The sequence below is a fragment of the Nitrospirillum karajorum genome (assembly GCF_036348415.1).
GTDB lineage: Bacteria > Pseudomonadota > Alphaproteobacteria > Azospirillales > Azospirillaceae > Nitrospirillum > Nitrospirillum amazonense_B.
Genome location: NZ_JAZBQB010000003.1, coordinates 320,128 through 337,800 on the forward strand (window position 1 = coordinate 320,128; position 17,673 = coordinate 337,800).

Sequence of the window (17,673 nt, forward strand, 5' to 3'; positions counted from 1 at the left end):
ACGATCCTTTTCCCCCCGACACCAACCCCGCCATGGGCCGGTTCCTGGACGCCCCCACCGTCATGCCGATCGCCTTCAGGGATATCAGTCGAAGCTCGCCAGCAGGCGGTCGATCTCATCCTGGTCGATGGCGCGGCCGGGCAGCTGAGGCCCATGCAACAGGAAATCATCATCCTTGCCACTGGCGGGGGTGTCGGCCGCCGGCGGGCCATCGGGGTGACGGCGCTGCACATCCTCGCCAAAGGCGACCAGCATGGCCTCGACCTTCGCTTCAATGTGCTTCAGGGCCTTCACCACCTTGGTGATGCGCTGGCCGGTGATGTCCTGGAAATTGCACGCCTCGTAGATGCCGGTGGTGATATCCATCATCTTGGACGACACCTCCGGGCTGACGTCGCCGGCCATGCCCATCAGCTGGTCGCAGGCGTCCATGATGCGGTTGGTGGCATCCTCGGTGGCGCCCACGACGGCGTCCAGCTCATCCGTGGCGCGGGGAATGTGCTCCGCATGGATATCGCTGGGCTGCAGGGCCGCGATTTCCTTCTTGGCGTTATGGATGAAGCGGGCCAGTCCCTCCAGCTCGCCATAGAGCTTGATGTCATGCTGGCTCACGTCGCCGCCCATGGAGGCGACGACGGTGGAGACGATCTGGGCGACTTCCTCCCGCGACAGCGGCTGGCGGGCCTGGGAGCGGGCGGCATCCAGCCGGTCCTGAAGCATCGGGTCGGCGGCGTGGCGGATCATGGCGGCTCTCGTCTCGTCAAAATGGGACCGGTTGTCGCCGGGCCCGGTGGCACCTGGGTGGGCATCAAGGCGGCGGGGATCAAGGCAGGCAAGGGGGCGGTGGTCGTCGTCGGCTCATTGCGGCACGTTGGGCAGTCGCTTGCGCTCGGCCAGCATGGTGGTCACCTGCTCCGCCCGCTTGGGCGTCATGGCCGCCAGCACGGGCGCCGTCTTGGCTTCCTTCATGCGGCTGATCACGTTCAGCAGGACCTTGTCGTCCATGGCCTCGAAAATCCGGGCGGCCTCGGCCGGCTTCATCGTCTCGTAAATCTTGACCAGGCTGTCCAGCTGCTGCGCCTGGTCGGCGTTCACCTGGTTCACCAGGCCGTCCAACTGCTTCTTCAGCGCCTGCATCTCCGCCAGCTTCTGGTCCAGGCGCTGGGTCGCCACCTGCAACATGGCCTCGCGCTGGTCCAGGTCGCGCTCGCGGCTGTCCAGCGCCTCGCGCCGTTCCGCCAGGCGCTGCAGCAGCTCCACGTCCTTGGGCGTGAAGCTTTGGCCATCCGACGGGCTGCCCGACGGTTCCGGCTTGCCCGCGTCGCCCTTGGCCGCATCGCCTTTCTTGGCATCCCCCTTGGCGGCCTCGCCCTTGGCATCGGCGGCGGCGTGCGGCGCGGCGGCCTCGGCAGGCTTGGAGGGCGTCTGGCCCTGGGCGGCCGGCGCCGGCTTTTCCGGGGACGGGCTCTGCGCCTTGGCGGCCGGCACGTCCGGCGGCGCGGCGCCCATGGTCAGGGTCCACCAGATGTCCCCCGCCCGCGCGCCCAGCAGCAGCACGGCGGCGAAGATGGTCACCGGCAGCAGGCGGATGCGCAGGCGCCGCCAGAAGGGGGCCTTGGGCTCGGCACGCGCCGGGCCACGCGCGCCCTTGCCGCCGCCGGCGCGACCGACCGCCGGCGCGGGACGCTGGGTCCGCGCCGCGGGTAGCGCTGGCTTAGAGGGGGCCGGGGCCTTGGGGACGGCCGCAGCGGGGGCCGACGTGGGCCGTCCTTGCCGGGGGGCCGAGGGTTCCGCCGTCATTGACGCATGTTCTCCAGGGCTTGGAGCAGCTCACGCTCCGCGCGGGATCGCGCCTCCGGCTGGCCGGCGGCCGCGTCCCCAGCGGGACCGGCGCCACCCGGCGCGGGCAGGCGCGCGGGCGCCGACCGTGGGGCGGGGCGGCCATCGTCCAGACCGGCATCGGTCCCATAGCGGTCGGCCGATCGCTCCGGCCGGGGCGCACGCTCCGGGGCACGCCCATCATTGAGGGAATCGGCCAAACGGGGATCGGTCAAACGCGACTCAGGCAGACGCTCGCCCGCCAGACGGTCCGGCGCCTGCCGTTCCATACCGCGCTCGGGCTCCAGATGCGCCGGCAATGGGCGCGCCGGCACGGGGCGGGGATCGGGGCGGATAGCGGCGGCGCGGGGCGTCTCCACCCGATGGCCGTTGGCACCCCCAGGGAGCCCCCCGGGGCCAGGCCGCCCACCATGCCGCCGGCGGCACTGCCGCGCAGGGCTTCGGCCCGGGGCAGGTCGCGGGGTTCGGGCCGGGTGTCCCGCACCGGTTCCGGCGCACTGGCACGGGCGCGGCCGGCAGCGCTCTCCAACCGTCCGGCCAAGGCATCGGCCGCTTGGGTGATCTGCTCCAGCTCTTCCCGCATCTTGTCGGCGCGGCTGATCAGGTATTGCAGCGCCTCGCCGGATTCGGCGGCGGCCTTGCGCATCCCCTTCACCCCGGCATCGGCCTGGGCGGTGGCCTCGCTGAATTCCCTCACCAGGGCCTCCATCTCGCCCCGGCTGTCGCGCAGCTGGGCGATCTGGCGGTTCAGGCGCAGGGCATAGATGATGGTGGCGACCAGCAGGCCGCCCACCACGACATCCAGGGCCAGGGACAGCAGGATGGTCAGGCTCATGTCGGCGCGGCCTCCGGCTTGGGTGCTTCACGGTCGATGCGGACGGCGATGTTGCCGCCCTTGCGCCCCATGCGCCCCAGGAACATGGGCACGTCGCCGCACCGCAGCTCGATGGTGTCGTCGGGCGCCACGTTCAGCAGCACGCGCGAGCCCACCTTCCAGTTCAGCACGTCGTACAGCGACAGCGTGATCTCATCCAGCACGGCCGACAGGTGGACGTCGGTCATCCACAGCTCGCTGGCCAAGTGGGTTTCCCAGATGCTGTCGCGGCCGAACTTTTCACCCATGAACATCTGCAGCAGCAGTTCGCGCACGGGTTCCAGGGTGGCGTAGGGGATCAGCAGTTCCAGCCGGCCGCCGCGATCCTCCATGTCGATGCGCAGCTTCACCAGCACGGCGGCGTTAGCCTGGCGGGCGATGGTGGCGAAGCGCGGGTTGGTTTCCAGCCGGTCGAAGCGGAAGGTGACGGGCGACAGGGGGTCGAACGCCGCCGACAGGTCGGACAGCACCACATGCACCATGCGCTCCACCAGGTTGCGCTCGATGGTGGTGTAGGGACGGCCTTCGATACGCATGGCCGCCGTGCCGCGACGGCCGCCCAGCAGCACGTCGACGATGGAGTAGATCAGCGCCGAATCGATGACCATCAGGCCATAATTGTCCCATTCCTCCGCCTTGCAGACGGCCAGCATCGCGGGCAGCGGAATGGAGTTCAGGTAATCGCCGAAACGCACCGAGGAAATCTGGTCCAGGCTGACTTCGACGTTGTCGGAGGTGAAATTGCGCAAGGAGGTCGACATCATGCGGACTAGGCGGTCGAAGACCACCTCCAGCATGGGCAGGCGTTCGTAGTTCACCAGCGCCGAGTTGACCAGCGCCATGATGCCGGAATTGTCGCCGTCGCCGGCGCCATCCTTGTCGAAGCCCAGCAGGCTGTCGATTTCATCCTGGTTCAGGACGCGGGTCGCCCCGCCGCCCATGTCGCCGAAGCCACTGTCGCCTGCGCCCTCGTCCGCCAAGGCCGCCCATTCGGCGGCCATGCGTTCCTCTTCACTCAGCTCCTGCGGATCCGGCATCGGTCAACGCTCCAGCGTCCAAAACTTAGCTGCGGGGCACCGGCGCCCCGCCATCCTTCCATATCAACGCCTGGTCCATCCAGCCCCGGGCGCGCCCAGGGAACCTGGGTATCATGTCACTGTGATTGTACCAGAATTTCCTCAAACAACACGTCCCTCACCCGCACCGGGGCGGCGGCCGCGTTCACCCGCTGCAGCAATTCCTCGCGCAGGCGGTAAATACCGGCGGAGCCCTTCAGATCGTCCAGCCGCAATTCGCGCAAATAGGTCTGGAAGGTGTCGATGATGCGGGGCGTGGCCACGGTCAGCTTGGCCTTGTCCTCTTCCTTATAGATCTCAAGCTGGATTTTCAGCTTGAGGAAGGCCGGGCGGCGTTCATTGGTCTGAAGGTTGATGAGCAGTTCGCCCAGGGGGAAGAAAACCGGGGGCGCCTTGGGGTCGAACGCCTCCTCCGCCGCGGCGGGCTTCTCCTCCACCTCTTCCGCCTTCTTCTTGCCGAGCAATCCGTCCAGCAGGCCGCTGAAGATCAATCCACCGGCGATAAGCGCGATCAGCAGCAGAGGCACCACCACCCACATGACGATCTTCTTGCCGCTGAACTTCTTTCGCGGCAGTTCCTGCTCGCCCCCACCATCCGTCTCGATGGCCGTCATGCTACCCCGCAACGCTCGTGCACGGGCTCCGTTCGGACTTGCGTCCAGGTAGGGCCCACCGTCCCGCCCCGGTTTAGGGCAGGTTCATATAATCATGAAGGCGTTAACCCTTCCTTTCAACAAAATCGGCGGATGGCGCCCCGGCACGGGGGGGCGCTCCATCCTTTATCGTTCCGCAGAAGTGACGAACCGGGGCTGCGATGGCCGTTCAGGCCGGCAGGGCCAGCACCCGCTGGGCCGCCGCGATACCCGTTTCATAAGCCCCGGGCAACCAGCCGGGCCAGGCCAGCGAACAGGCCTCGCCAGCGAAGCACAGGCGGTCGCCCACCGGCTCCGACAGGATGCGGCGCGCCTCGGCGTGGCCAGGCTTGGCCGCGGTCATGGATCCCAGGGAATAGGGATCAGCCCCCCAGCGGCTGACATGCCAGGCGGTGGCCTGCCGGCGGGTGAGCGATCCGAACACATCGGCCACGGCGTCGCGCACCAGATCGACCGCCTCCTGGTCGTTGGCCTTTTCCAGTTGACGCGCCAGGTCGCCGCCCACCGTGGCGATGGCCAGTTCCCGGCCGAAGGGCCGCAGGCACAGGTCCAGGACCCGCCCGTCGGCGCGCACCTGGTCCAGGGCGGTGAAGGGGTCGCAATCCAGGCTGTCGGGCTTATAGCCCAGGGCGATGCGGTTGACCAAGCCGGTGGACAGCCCGTCGAAGGCGGTGCGCACCCCATCGGGTAACGGCGGATCGAACGCCACCCCACCAGACGCCAGGACGGCGATGGGAATGGTGATGATGACGGCGTCGGCGCTGACCACGCCCTTGGGCGTCGTCACGCGCACGCCCGTCCCCGACCAGTCGATGCGGGTGACCGGGGCGGACAGGGTGATCTTCACGTCCCGAGCCATGTCCTTGGCCAGGCTGGCGACGGCGGTGCCGATGCCTCGCGGGAACCACAGCGCCGCCTCCGCATCCGGCCGGCGGGCGGCGTCCAGGCTGGACAGGTCCTTCAGTTCCACCCCGAAATCCAGCGGCCCCACCAGGGCGGTGGCCAACTGCCCCAAGTCGCCCAGGTCCGGCACCAGATCGGCGGCGGAGCGGTCCATCTGGGCGCGGCCGGCGTCCTTCACCGCCCGTTCCAGCCGGTCGATGGCGTCGGCGGCGGACGCCGCCGTGTCGGCATCCACCTCTTTGTCCCCGAAGAACAGCAGATCATCAGCACCGTCATCGGGCACCGACTCCAGGCCGCGCTCATCCACCAGGCGGCGTAGCGGATTGTCAGCCGTCGCCTCCAGCGACGCGCAACCGATATCGTAGGGGAAACCGAACGGACGCGCCTCGGTCCAGGCCCGGCCGCCGACACGGGCGCGGGCCTCCAGCACCGTGACCTCGGCCCCCGCCTGGCGCAAGGCGCCCGCGGCGGCGAGACCGGCGAGACCGGCGCCGATGACCACCACCGTGCGGCCCGGCCGGATGGGGCCGGGACGGTTGGCCACGGCGCCCGCCAAACCCGGGATGCCGCCGGCCAGCAGGGGCGCAAGCGCCAAGCCGCCGACCAGGGCCCGCCGCGACAGCGCGCCGCCCCCGCTCAAACCCAGCGACCGGCCCAATAACCGGGATGCACCCGACATGTCACGCCTTCCGACTTACCCATATTTGGCGCGGATGATACCGCCGGCCGGATGGCGCTGTCACCGCGCCATCCGGCCGATGTGCCATTTCGTCCTTTCCGGATAATGGCTTCATGGATCTTGGCCGGATGGCCGCCACAGGGGCGCCCCCCTCAACCCAGGGCGGACGTCGTCACCGCGCGGTTCTGCTCCCGCGTCTTCTGGAACCGGATCTTGGGATAATCCTCCTGGGCGCGGTTCAGCTGCCAGCCGTTGCGCGCCAGGAACACCAGGGCCCCGTCGTGATCCTCCGCCAGGGCGGAGCGGTTGCTGTCCAGGAAGGATTTCAGCACCACCGGATCATCGCATTCGATCCAGCGGGCCGAATCATACCCACAGCTCTCGAACTTGGCCTTGATGTCGTATTCGGCGTCGATGCGGGCGGCCAGCACCTCGAACTGCAGCGGACCGACGACGCCCACCACCCAGTCGGCGCCGATCAGCGGCTTGAACACCTGGCTGGCGCCCTCCTCCGCGAAGTGCTCCAGCGCCTTGCGCAGGTGCTTCATCTTCATGGGGTCGTCCAGCTTCACGCGCTGCAGCAGTTCCGGGGCGAAGCTGGGCACGCCGGTGTAGCGCAGGTCCTCCCCCTCGGTCAGCGTGTCGCCGATGCGCAGGGTGCCGTGGTTGGGGATGCCGATGATGTCGCCGGGGTAGGCGTCCTCCGCCAGTTCCCGGTCGCGCGCCAGGAACAGCACGGCGTTGTTCACCGCCAGCAGCTTGCCCGAGCGCATGTGCTTCAGCTTCACGCCCCGGCGGAAATGGCCGGAGCACAGGCGGAAGAAGGCGATGCGGTCGCGGTGGTTGGGGTCCATGTTGGCCTGGACCTTGAACACGAAACCGGTGACCTTGGGCTCCTCCGGCTGCACCGTGCGGCTGTCGGCCTGCTGCGGCCGGGGCGACGGCGCATAGGCGGCCAGGCCCAGCAGCAGCTCGCGCACGCCGAAGTTATTGATGGCGCTGCCGAAGAACACCGGGGTCTGGTGGCCCTCGCGATAGGTCTCCAGGTCGAAGGGCGGGCACAGTTCCCGCACCATGGCCACGTCCTCGCGCAGCTTGGCCACCTGGTCGGCGGGCAGCAGCTCGTCCAGCTTGGGATCGTCCAGGCCATCGCACTGGATGCCCTCGCTGGCGATGTCGCCCTGGCGGCGATCCAGCAGGACCAGCCGGTCGCGGATCAGGTCATAGCAGCCACGGAAGTCCGGGCCGGAACCGATGGGCCAGGAACCGGGCGTCACCTCCAGCTGCAGGTCGCGTTCCACCTCGTCCATCAGGTCGAAGGGGTCGCGGGCCTCGCGGTCCATCTTGTTGACGAAGGTGATGATGGGCACGTTGCGCAGGCGGCAGACCTCGAACAGCTTGCGGGTCTGGGCCTCGATGCCCTTGGCGGCGTCGATGACCATGACCGCGCTGTCGACGGCCGTCAGCGTGCGGTAGGTGTCTTCCGAAAAGTCTTCGTGGCCCGGCGTGTCCACCAGGTTGAAGGTGCGGTCGGCATAATCGAAGTTCATCACCGAGGCGGTGACGGAGATGCCGCGCTCGCGCTCCACCTTCATCCAGTCCGACCGGGCACGCCGTTGCTCGCCACGGGCCTTCACCGCACCCGCCATCTGGATGGCGCCGCCGAACAGCAGCAGCTTTTCCGTCAGCGTGGTCTTGCCGGCGTCGGGGTGCGCGATGATGGCGAACGTCCGACGGTTATGGACTTCCTGGGGGAGCGCGCTCATGGGACCAAACGTAAGGCTGAAGTCTTAAAAGGCGAAAACGGGGCCGTCCGGTGCTGGACGGCCCCGTCATCAAACGCGGGACTTAATTGGCGGAAGAACGCGGGCGGCGCAAGCCCCCCGTCCCGCCATCGCTCTGCACCCGGGCCGGACGCGGGCCGTTGCCGTGCTTGCGCGCCCCGTCGCGGGCCGGCTTGGCGCCGTCCAGCGGGTGGAAACCGCCACCGTTGCCGCCGCCGTGACCGGCGCCCTGGGCGCGGGCCGGGCGGTCCTGCCGATAGCCTTCACTGCGGTGCTGGCCTTCAGGACGGGGGCCGCCGAACTTCTTGAAGCCGCCTTCCGGGCGATCGCCACGCTCACCGCGCGGACCTTCGCCCCGCGGACCGTCAGCGCGGAAGCCGCCTTCCGGCTTGGCGCCGCCGAAGCCGCCGCCCTGCTTGAAGCCGCCTTGCTTGAAACCGCCACCGTGGCCGCCGAACGACTTGCGCGGACGGCCGCCGGGGGCGCCACCGGGACCGCCGGCCGGACGCTTGGGCAACTCGCGCGGCTCCAGGCCCGGAATGACGTGCTCAACGGCGCGGGTCTGGGTGTAGCCCTCGATGCCGCGCACCAGGCCCCACTCATGACGGGTGTACAGGCTGAAGGCGTTGCCGGTGTTGCCGGCGCGGCCCGTGCGGCCGATACGGTGCACGTAGTCCTCGGCCTGGCGCGGCAGGTCGAAGTTGATGACGTGGGTCACGTCCGGCACGTCGATGCCGCGGGCGGCCACGTCGGTGGCCACCAGCAGACGGACGCGGCCGTTGCGCAGGGCCTGGACGGTGCGGTTACGCTCCTGCTGGCGCATGTCGCCGTGCAGGGGGGCGGCGGCATAGCCCATTTCCGACAGGCTGTCGGCTAGGCGGTCGGCGTCGCGCTTGGTGGCGGCGAAGACGATGCCCTTGTTCATGGACGGGTCGGCCACCAGGTGGGCCAGCAGCTTTTCCTTATGCTCCAGGCCGTCGGCCCGCAGGAAGCGCTGCTCGATGGCGCTGACGTTGACGCTGCCGCCGGCGACATCAACGCGCTCCGGGTTCTTCAGCAGGTTGCCGGCCAGGCGCACCATGGCCTTGTCCACCGTGGCGGTGAACAGCAGGGTCTGGCGATTTTCCGGGCAGGCGTTGGCGATCATCTCCACGGGCTCCAGGAAGCCCATGTCCAGCATGCGGTCGGCCTCGTCCAGCACCAGCATCTCGACGGTGGAGAGATCCAGGCGGCCGCGCTCCAGATGGTCGATCAGGCGGCCAGGGGTGGCGACCACCAGGTCGACCCGGCGGCGCAGCATCTCCAGCTGCTGGCGGTAGGGCATGCCGCCCAGGATGGCCAGGGTGTGGATGCGGCTGTACTTGGAATAGCCGCGGACGGCGTCCATCACCTGGGTCGCCAGCTCACGGGTGGGGGTCAGCACCAGCAGGCGGGGCCCAAAGGTCTGCAGGCCCTCGGCGCTCAGCGGGCGCGGGGTGGTCGCCATGCGGTGCAGCGCCGGCAGCACGAAGGCCGCGGTCTTGCCGGTGCCGGTGTTGGCGGACGCGATCAGGTCGCGGCCGGCCAGGGCGACGGGGATGGCCCGCTCTTGGATGGGGGTGGGGTACTGGTAGCCGACCTCTTCCAGCGCCTTGGTCAGGGCGGAGGCCAGGCCCAGGTCGGCAAAGGTGGTGCGGCCGTCGTCGACCATGTCGACCTCGGCGGTTTCCAGGATTTCGGTCTCGATCACTTCATTCTCAGCGGAAACGGGCAAATCCAAGGGACTTTCCTTCACGAAATAAGGCGGCGCCGCGCCCTTCCCGCCCGGGAAAGGCACGCGAACAAACAAGCCGGCACCGCGCCTGCCGATCAAACGGCAGGCCGCACCAGCCAACGAAAGAGCGGCGCAACGTCGGAACGTGTGGAAAGCCGGACCTATCCGGCAATCACAACCCCGAAAGAAGCGGGGCTATGGAAGCGGCGCTGGCGTCGACTCCTGGAACGCGGAGACGACCACAACCATGCGCCAGGGGGCCCCTCGGCCACTCAGGCGAGGCGGACCATACGGGCATGGACCGCAAAAGCCAAGGACTCCGTGACACGCCACAACGCAAAGCAGCGTGGCGCCAGACGCGGGCGCTGTCGGCCGCCCCTCACGTCCACTTAAGATACGGGTCCGCTTAAGATATAGGATGGGCGCTTGACCCTTGCGCCGGCCGGGCCCCGTCGTCCATGGTCCGCCGCCATGAAACGCCGCGCCTCCATCCCCCGACGGCCCGTCCAGCCCGAGTTGCTGCTGGGGCCCCTGCTGCTGGCCCGGGGCGGTCAGGGCGACCGCTGGCGCATCAGCGCCGTGATCGTCACGGACGGCGAGGATGAGCCGCCAGACTTGAAAGTTAGCGGCGTGGGCCTGCCCGTGCCGCCCCGCTGGCTGGGCAAATTGCCCGAAGGCAAGGGCGTCGCCTGGCGTTACGATTTCGCCGTCCCCCGGGGCGTGCAGGACGGCCGCGCCGACTATGGCTTCCTGGACCTGGACACACCCTGGTCCTTCGCCGTCCCGGGCATGGCGGTGCCGCCACGCCTGGTGCTGGCGGACGCCGCCGGCGACGCGCCGCCGGGCCCCTCCCCCTGGTCGGCCCTTCTGTCACGCCATCGGATGCAGCCTTTCCACCTGTTTGTCGTCACCAGCCTGGTGCCGGCCGATCCATCCATGGGCGGCCTGGCGCCAGATGGTCGCCTGACCGGCCCCGCCCAGGCGGAGCGCCGCGCCCTGATGGCCAGCGTGCCCCATCTGGCGGCCTGGACGGGACGCGGGGCGAAAACAGCCAAGGCCGCCGCCGCCCGCGCGTTGCACCGCCTGTTGGCCCTGGGCCTTGGGGTGGAGGACAAGGCGGAGAACGCGTGGGCCGGCGCGAACGACCTGGTGCAGGGCCTGACCCTGAACCGCCTTGGCGTTCTGGTGCTGGACGCCGCCGGTGATCCGGGCACGCTGGCGGAGCGGTTGGACCGGTTGCGCGGCTGTCGCGCGGCCCTGGTGCTGAGTCGCGGGCCCCGCGCGCCCATCACAGGCTGGCGTGCCCATCTGGCACGCCTGCGTCCCGGCGTCGACGCCAGCGATCCCCTGGGCCCGGCGCTGGACCGCTTCCGCGAGGCCAGCGGCATGACGTTGGCGCATCTTCGCCCCGGCGCGCCAGCCCCGGCGGATGAAGCCAGTCGCCCCCTGCCCACCCTGGCGACGGACGCCCGCTGGCTGGAGGCGCGGCTGGGCGCCCAGGGGCTGGACCTGACGACCCAGGAGGCGCGGCCGGTCCCCCTCTCCCCCGCCCCTGCCACCGCCGATACTTATACCGGCGGCCGGTAGAAATCGCGGGACACCCCCGCGTCCCACGCCCGTTGACCCCGGCGGCGCAATCGGTCCAGCCTGCCCCCAACAATCCCCTCCACCAAACCCACCGCGTCAGGCGTCGTCAGGCTTTCAAGCCTGAAACCGCCTCACATGCCGGAGTACGCTATGGTCGGCGCGCTTGCCACGCTGGTTGTCTGTCAGCTCATCGGGGAAATCGTGGCCCATGGCCTGCACCTGCCTTTACCAGGTCCGGTGCTGGGCCTGCTGCTGCTGGTCGCCTGGTTCGCCTGGCGCGGTGGTCCCGACAAGACCATGGGCACCACCGCTGACGTGATCCTCAGCAACCTGTCCCTGCTGTTCGTGCCCGCCGCCGTCGGCATCGTGCAACATGGCCAGCGCTTCATGACCCAGGGGCCGGCCATCGTGGCCGCGCTGGTCGGCAGTTCCGCCCTGACCATCGCCGTCACCGCCTACGCCTTCCTGTGGGCCGACCGGCGCTTTGGCGGCAAGGCGGCCTCGCCGCCCAATGAGGCCGATCGCGGCGATCCTTTCGATACCGATACGGATAAGGACAGCGGGAGGGCGTCATGATGGGCCATACGGGCCTGGGCGATATCTGGGTTTATCTGTCGGCCAGTCCGCTGCTGTGGCTGGCGGCGACGCTGGTGGCCTACCTGGTCGGCGTGTGGCTCCATGTCCGCACCAACCGCAACCCCTTCGCCAACCCCGTCGCGCTGGCGTCCCTGTTCCTGGTCATCCTGCTGCTGGTCACGAACACGCCCTATCCCACCTATTTCAATGGGGCGCAGTTCATCCATTTCCTGCTGGGCCCCGCCACCGTGGCCCTGGCCGTACCGCTGTGGCGCCACCGGGCCGACGTGCGGCGCGGCGCCGTGCCACTGGCCATCGCCCTGGTCGCCGGGTCCGTCACGGCTGCGGCGTCCGCCGTCTTCATCGCCCATGCGCTGGGGGCGGACAGGCAGACGGTGCTGTCGCTGGCGCCCAAGTCGGTCACGACGCCCATCGCCATGGGCATATCGGAAACCATTGGCGGCATCCCGTCGCTGACCGCCGCCATGGTCATGGTGACGGGAATCATCGGCGCCGTGTTCGGGCCACTGCTGCTGCGCTGGCTGAAGGTGCGGGACGACCGGGCCAAGGGCCTGTCCATGGGCGTGGCCGCCCACGGCGTGGGCACCGCCGTTTCCTACACACTGAGCCCGCTGGCCGGCAGCTTCGCCGGCATCGCCATGGCGTTGAACGGCCTGATCACCGCCCTGCTGGTCCCCATCCTGCTGGCGCTGCTGCTCTGAGGCCCCTCTCAGGCGCCGGCCTTGCGCAGGATGAACAGCAGGCCGTCCACCGGGCGGCCCTTTTCCCAGCGCGGCGCCACCGGCGCCAAGTGCTCCACCGCCAAGCCAGCGGCTGCGGCGGCGGCCAGCACGTGTTCCCGCGCGTGGGCGTAGCGACGGCTTTCGCGTAAGGCGTAGGGGCCCTCCCCCTCCCAGCGTTCCACCGTGGCGGCCAGGCGCCCGCCCGGCTTCAGCGCCAGGACCGCCGCTTGGAACACCGGCGCCAGGTCCCCCAGATAGACCAGCACGTCAGCCGCCAGCACCAGGTCCCAGGCGCCAGGGGCCTCGGCCAGGGCGCCCATGAGGTCGGCATCCCAGAGCCGGTCGTACAGGCCCCGGGCGCGGGCATGCTCCACCATGCGCGGTGACAGGTCCACCCCGGCGAGGTGGCGCGCCAGCGGCTTCACCTCAACACCGCCCAAACCGGTGCCGCACCCCACGTCCAGGATGTCCAGGCCGGCGCCCACGCCCACCGCGTCCAGCGCCTGGCGCAACAGGCGCGGCGCCTGGTAGCGCAACTTCTGGGTCAGGTCGCTATCGAAACGGTCGGCATAGCGGTCGAACAGCGCCTTGATATAAGTGGGCGTCAGGCCGCCGCCGCCCGCCGCCGCCGCGGCTTCGAGCCCGGCCAGGAGCCGGGCGGCGCCGCCGACATCCTCCGGATCCGCCTCCAGCGCCTGACGCCAGCGGCGGGCCGCCTTCTCCCCTTCCGCCAGGGCGGCCCAGGCGCGGCCTTGCAGCACCAGCGCGGCCGCGCGGGCGGGGTCGGCCGGGTGGGCATGGGCCAACAGGGGTTCCAGCATCTCGGCGGCGGCCAGGGGATCGCCGGCATCCACCAGCACCTGCCCGACCTCGACACTGCCCTCCAGGTCATGGGGCGCCAGGAAGCGGGCCTCGCGCGCATGGGCCAGCGCCCCGGCCGCATCCCCCTGCGCCAACCGCAGCCGGGCGGCCAGGCGATGGCTGGCGGCATCGTCCGCGCGATCCTCCACCAAGCGCGACACCAGGGCCCAGGCGCCGTCGACGTCGCCGGCATCGGCCAGGCAGCGGGCGCGGTCCAGCACCCAGGACGGGCGCGCCGGCTCCGCCGCCGCCGCCGCCGCGAAATGACCTTCAGCCTCGGCATAGCGGGCCTCGCGGCGCAGCAGCGCGCCCAACGCGCCCCGCGCCTCCGCGGCGTCAGGAACAAGGGCCACGGCCTCCATCAGCGCCGTTTCCGCCGCGACCGTGTCGCCGTGGTCCAGGGCGTCGTAGGCCCGGACCATGCATTGCTCATAATCAGACAGGGGATCGGACGGCATGGCGGGAATCGACTTTCAGGGTGGGGCGGCGGTAGGGGGTCGGGCACCTCTTATGGCGTCTCCATTCCTGGGGGGCAACCCGTGCCGGTACGCTATTCGTAGGGCAAAAGCAGTTCACACGGGGTCAACATGACGCACGCTAAGGGCTTGGAATCCAGAGCAACATGGGGCAAGGTGCCCCGGCTGACAGCGCGGCGGCGTGGCATGCCTGCCACACTCCGGTCATATTTTTTATTGACCTGCTGCGTTTTGTCTGCAATTGCTATGCGGCCGATGCATGGATATAGGCCTTACGGACATCCATCACCGGCAGTTTGACCCATTCGGTTAGGGAGCGGTCACCGCACTGAGTATCGGTGGCCTGACGGAATGACCCGCCCGCCAGCGGGAATGTGCCCCGGGAAACCGGCACAAAACGCCTTGTGGACGTGACGGCATTGGGCCGATACGCCACCGACGATGATGGAGGACTCTCATGCAGATCGCGCGCCGCCAGAGCGACGCCCTTCTAGGCCGGGAGTCAGAATCCGTCTCAGATAGCGCTATCCGTCCCACCCTCCGTTCCTTCAAGACCGCCATCGCCGGCCTGTTCATCGGCCTGGGCTTGATGAGCGCCGCCCCCGCTGGCGCCGCGTGCCTGGATCACATCCTGCAGGCGGAGAAAGAGGCCGGCGTGCCGTCCGGTCTGCTGCTGGCCGTGGCCCTGGTGGAAAGCGGGCAGTCGATTTCATCCGAGGCGTATGCCGTCAACGTGAAGGGCACCGCCCATTTCGTGTCGACGCCCACCGCCGCCGCCAAGTACCTGCGCGACCCCAAGGGTAACCTGCGCCAGGATGTGACCGCCGGCTGCATGCAGCTGTCGCTGTCCGATCACAAGGCGGCCTTCCACCCCGTGGAAAAGATCGTCGATCCCAAGGAAAATGTGCAGTACGCGGCCCGCATGCTGGCCCGTCTGCGCGCCACCGCCGGCAGCTGGGCCGCCGCCGTGGCCCGGTACAATGGCGGCAGCGGCAAGACCGCGCACGCTTATGCCTGCAAGGTACGTAGCAACTTGGTGAGCCTGAATTCCATCAATGCCTCGCTGATCGACGGCAATGGCTGCTCGGATGAGGCGAGCACCGCGGTGACGCCGCGCACCCGCCGGGTATACCAGAACGCCACCAGCGAGCCGGTGGGCTGATCCTTCCCGACAACGCCGCTGATGAACCAGGCCGCCCCCGGGCGGCCTGTTGCTTTTCCAGAACGCCGCTGGGATTGCCGCTGACCTTGGTTTGCTGGCATGCTCCCGGCCCATGAACTACCGCCACGCTTTTCACGCCGGAAACCCGGCCGACGTCATGAAGCACGCCATCCTGGCGCTGCTGATGACCCGCCTCACCGCCAAGGCCAATCCGTTCGCCGTGCTGGACACGCACGCCGGCATTGGCCGCTACGACCTGACGGGGGATGAAGCCACCCGCACCGGAGAGGCAGCCCAAGGCATCCAGCGCCTGCTGCAGGCCGCCGATGCCGGTGGCCTGGATGCGGCGACCGCCGCTGTCCTGGCCCCTTACCTGGATGTCGTGCGCGCCGGTGCGGGCGCCGGCCCCGCCATCACCACCTACCCCGGCTCACCCTGCCTGGCGCGCGCCTTCCTGCGCCCGGGGGACCGTCTGGTCCTGGCGGAGTTGCACCCCGAGGACGCGCGGACGCTGAAAGAGGTGTTTCGCGGGGACCGCCAGGTGGCCGTGCATCACATGGATGGATGGACCGCGCTGAAGGCCCACCTTCCGCCCAAGGAGAAGCGCGGCCTGGTGCTGATCGACCCGCCGTTCGAGGCCGCGGATGATTTCGATCGCCTGGTGGCCGGCCTGGCGTTGGCCCATGGGCGCTGGCCCACGGGCATTTACGCCCTGTGGTACCCCATCAAGGACCGCGCCGTCGCCTGGCGCCTGCATCAGCGGCTGGAAGACAGCGGCATTCCCAAGATTCTGGCGGCGGAACTGACCTGGAACGACGACGGCCGGGTGGATCGGCTGAACGGTTCCGGCATGATCCTGGTGAATCCGCCCTGGCAATTGGATGAAACTTTGCAGCAAATGCTGCCCGCCCTGCATCAGGCCCTTGGCTTCACCCAAGGTATCGCCCATGTTGAATGGGTCGCCGGGGAAAGTACCGCCTAAGGGCATAGCCTTTAGGTTAGGTTACCGACCGCGACAGACGTGGACGAGACGGGAAAGAGGATCCTGCGGATGGCGAACGGTCAGCGGCCTTTCATGGCGGAGATACAGCGGCAGCGGCGCGCTCAGGAGCAACCCGGCACCGTTGACTCCCTGTCGCTGTCATCCGCCGCCCTGAATCCGGCGGCCCTGGCGCCCCTGACCCCGGCGCAGGAGATTCGGCTGGACACGTCGGAGGTGATGGAAGCGATCCAGCACCTGGGCCAGAAGCTGGACCGCTTCCTGAACACCGACCATACCCAGATTGAAGCGATCCACGTTGAAATCGCAGACATCGCCGGCCGGATCAAGGCGACCAAACTGGAAATGGCGGCCCTGCGCCACCCGCTGGCCAAGGACGACACCTTCATGGAGGCCAGCCAGCAGCTGACCGCCGTCGTCGCCTCGACCGAGGCCGCCACCAACAGCATCATCCAGGCGGCGGAAGAGATCGACGACATCGTCAACGAGGTCCGCTCCCAGCTGCCGGAGGGCTATCAGAATTCGCGCCTGAAGGATTTGAACGAAGTCACGCTGCGCATTTTCGAGGCCTGTAACTTCCAGGACCTCACAGGCCAGCGGATCACCAAGGTGGTGCAGGCCCTGAGCTTCATCGAGGAGCGGGTGGAGGCCATGATGTCGGTCTGGAACACCAAGGAGTTCGAGACCATGCCCCTGCCCCCGTCCATCCATAAGCATGACGAGGGCCTGGAACTGCACGGGCCTGTCAAGGATGGCGGCGTAACGATCTCGCAGGCGGATATCGACGCGCTGTTTGATTGATTTCCTGCCCCCACCGGCCTGAGGCTTGCCTCACGCCGGTGGACCGGCGCACGGCGCATCTGGCGGCGGAACTGCCGGGTACCCAAAACGGCAACAGGGGCCCAAGGGGCCCCTGCACCGTATCCCACGCCCATGGGCGTGGAGTATTCAGGATGACGCGCCCTAGTTGGTCAGCGTGCCGGCCATGAAGGCCATGCTGCCGAATCCACTGCGCGCAGCGGCCACGGCCACTTGCGTGCAATTCTTCGCGCCCAGCTTCTGCATGACCGCGCGCACGTGAACCTTGACCGTGCCTTCCAACACGCCCAGCTCGCGGGCGATTTCCTTGTTGGAGCAGCCCGCCAGGATAAGGCGGAAAATATCCTGCTGACGTTCCGTCAGGCGGTCGGCCAGCGCGGCCTCGCGACCGGCAGGCGCCTGCCCCATGGCGGGGCCCGACGCGCCGCGCACCCCCGCCAAGGCGGCGGTCAGGGCTTGGCGCGGCATGGCCACGTAATTCTCACCCGACAGGATGAGGGTCAGCGTCCGCTCCAGCACCTCGGTCGGGCCGGTCTTCAGCACATAGGCACGGGCACCGGCGCGGATGGAGGCGATGACCTCATCCCCCTCCTGCACGGCGGACACCGCCACGACAGGCACGGAGCCCAACGCCGATGTCAGCTGGGCGATCGCCTCGACCCGGCTACCGGACAGGCTGTCCAGGTCCAGCAACACGAGATCGATACCGGGGGCGGACATGGCCTGGGCCAGAGCCTCCTCCACAGTACCCGCCTCAAGCGCCGAAGAGCCAGGGAACTGGCTGGTCAGCATCAGAGCGGCGCCACGACGCACCAGGGCCTGGCCATCCACGACGAGAAAAGTGCGGTGGCGGGGCGAGGCGCCCACACCGGCGATTCCGTTTTCCAA

General features: G+C 69.0%; 17 protein-coding genes. 6 read left to right on the plus strand and 11 right to left on the minus strand.

Annotated elements, in window-relative coordinates; translation table 11 throughout:
* Positions 1-84 precede the first annotated feature (84 nt).
* The 9 genes from UCD39_RS15110 to UCD39_RS15150 all read right to left on the minus strand — a co-directional run bounded on the left by UCD39_RS15110 (position 85) and on the right by UCD39_RS15150 (position 9,567).
* The gene (locus UCD39_RS15110; protein WP_145733766.1) at positions 85-744 is read right to left on the minus strand and encodes a protein phosphatase CheZ; all 660 of its coding nucleotides are present in this window, start codon (positions 742-744) and stop codon (positions 85-87) included.
* A gap of 114 nt (positions 745-858) precedes the next feature.
* Entirely contained in the window at positions 859-1,800 is a 942-nt protein-coding gene (locus UCD39_RS15115; protein ID WP_330496789.1) for a MotE family protein, read from the minus strand.
* On the minus strand, positions 1,797-2,054 hold the full coding sequence (locus UCD39_RS15120) for a hypothetical protein (protein ID WP_330496790.1): 258 nt from the start codon (positions 2,052-2,054) through the stop codon (positions 1,797-1,799). Before UCD39_RS15120 ends, UCD39_RS15115 begins: the two co-directional genes overlap by 4 nt.
* Positions 2,051-2,674 (minus strand): DUF6468 domain-containing protein, encoded by a 624-nt coding sequence (locus UCD39_RS15125; protein ID WP_330496791.1) that lies wholly within the window; start codon positions 2,672-2,674, stop codon positions 2,051-2,053. The genes UCD39_RS15120 and UCD39_RS15125 overlap by 4 nt, the downstream gene beginning before the upstream one ends.
* Positions 2,671-3,750 (minus strand): flagellar motor switch protein FliM, encoded by a 1,080-nt coding sequence (gene fliM / locus UCD39_RS15130; RefSeq protein WP_145733769.1) that lies wholly within the window; start codon positions 3,748-3,750, stop codon positions 2,671-2,673. Before fliM ends, UCD39_RS15125 begins: the two co-directional genes overlap by 4 nt.
* 116 nt (positions 3,751-3,866) lie before the next feature.
* Positions 3,867-4,403 carry a flagellar basal body-associated FliL family protein gene (locus tag UCD39_RS15135; protein ID WP_322483659.1) on the minus strand — a complete coding sequence of 179 codons (537 nt, stop codon included), beginning with the start codon at positions 4,401-4,403 and terminating at the stop codon, positions 3,867-3,869.
* A gap of 208 nt (positions 4,404-4,611) precedes the next feature.
* Positions 4,612-6,024, minus strand: a complete 1,413-nt coding sequence (locus UCD39_RS15140) for a flavin monoamine oxidase family protein (protein ID WP_330496792.1) — start codon at positions 6,022-6,024, stop codon at positions 4,612-4,614.
* Between the two features lie 152 nt (positions 6,025-6,176).
* Positions 6,177-7,790 (minus strand): peptide chain release factor 3, encoded by a 1,614-nt coding sequence (locus tag UCD39_RS15145; protein ID WP_088871275.1) that lies wholly within the window; start codon positions 7,788-7,790, stop codon positions 6,177-6,179.
* 82 nt (positions 7,791-7,872) lie between these two features.
* Positions 7,873-9,567, minus strand: coding sequence for a DEAD/DEAH box helicase (locus UCD39_RS15150; RefSeq protein ID WP_330496793.1), 1,695 nt, complete (start codon positions 9,565-9,567; stop codon positions 7,873-7,875).
* A 465-nt stretch (positions 9,568-10,032) separates the two neighbouring features.
* Here UCD39_RS15150 and UCD39_RS15155 point away from each other — a divergent pair, with 465 nt between their 5' ends.
* The 3 genes from UCD39_RS15155 (at position 10,033) to UCD39_RS15165 (ending at position 12,446) form a co-directional block, all read left to right on the plus strand.
* On the plus strand, positions 10,033-11,148 hold the full coding sequence (locus UCD39_RS15155; protein ID WP_330496794.1) for a hypothetical protein: 1,116 nt from the start codon (positions 10,033-10,035) through the stop codon (positions 11,146-11,148).
* A 150-nt stretch (positions 11,149-11,298) separates the two neighbouring features.
* On the plus strand, positions 11,299-11,724 hold the full coding sequence (locus UCD39_RS15160; RefSeq protein ID WP_330496795.1) for a CidA/LrgA family protein: 426 nt from the start codon (positions 11,299-11,301) through the stop codon (positions 11,722-11,724).
* Complete coding sequence (locus UCD39_RS15165; RefSeq protein WP_330496796.1) at positions 11,721-12,446, plus strand: LrgB family protein; 726 nt, start codon at positions 11,721-11,723, stop codon at positions 12,444-12,446. Before UCD39_RS15160 ends, UCD39_RS15165 begins: the two co-directional genes overlap by 4 nt.
* Before the next feature lie 8 nt (positions 12,447-12,454).
* Here the strand turns inward: UCD39_RS15165 and UCD39_RS15170 are convergent, their stop codons facing one another.
* The gene (locus UCD39_RS15170; protein ID WP_330496797.1) at positions 12,455-13,786 is read right to left on the minus strand and encodes a methyltransferase; all 1,332 of its coding nucleotides are present in this window, start codon (positions 13,784-13,786) and stop codon (positions 12,455-12,457) included.
* Positions 13,787-14,261: 475 nt separating this feature from the next.
* Between UCD39_RS15170 and UCD39_RS15175 the strand changes: the two genes are divergently transcribed.
* The 3 genes from UCD39_RS15175 to UCD39_RS15185 all read left to right on the plus strand — a co-directional run bounded on the left by UCD39_RS15175 (position 14,262) and on the right by UCD39_RS15185 (position 16,767).
* Positions 14,262-14,966: a transglycosylase SLT domain-containing protein gene (locus UCD39_RS15175; protein ID WP_330496798.1), complete on the plus strand. Its 705-nt coding sequence runs from the start codon at positions 14,262-14,264 to the stop codon at positions 14,964-14,966.
* A gap of 112 nt (positions 14,967-15,078) precedes the next feature.
* On the plus strand, positions 15,079-15,948 hold the full coding sequence (locus UCD39_RS15180) for a 23S rRNA (adenine(2030)-N(6))-methyltransferase RlmJ (RefSeq protein WP_330496799.1): 870 nt from the start codon (positions 15,079-15,081) through the stop codon (positions 15,946-15,948).
* A gap of 69 nt (positions 15,949-16,017) precedes the next feature.
* Positions 16,018-16,767 (plus strand): protein phosphatase CheZ, encoded by a 750-nt coding sequence (locus UCD39_RS15185; RefSeq protein WP_330496800.1) that lies wholly within the window; start codon positions 16,018-16,020, stop codon positions 16,765-16,767.
* Positions 16,768-16,929: 162 nt separating this feature from the next.
* Here the strand turns inward: UCD39_RS15185 and UCD39_RS15190 are convergent, their stop codons facing one another.
* Entirely contained in the window at positions 16,930-17,673 is a 744-nt protein-coding gene (locus UCD39_RS15190; protein WP_330496801.1) for a LuxR C-terminal-related transcriptional regulator, read from the minus strand.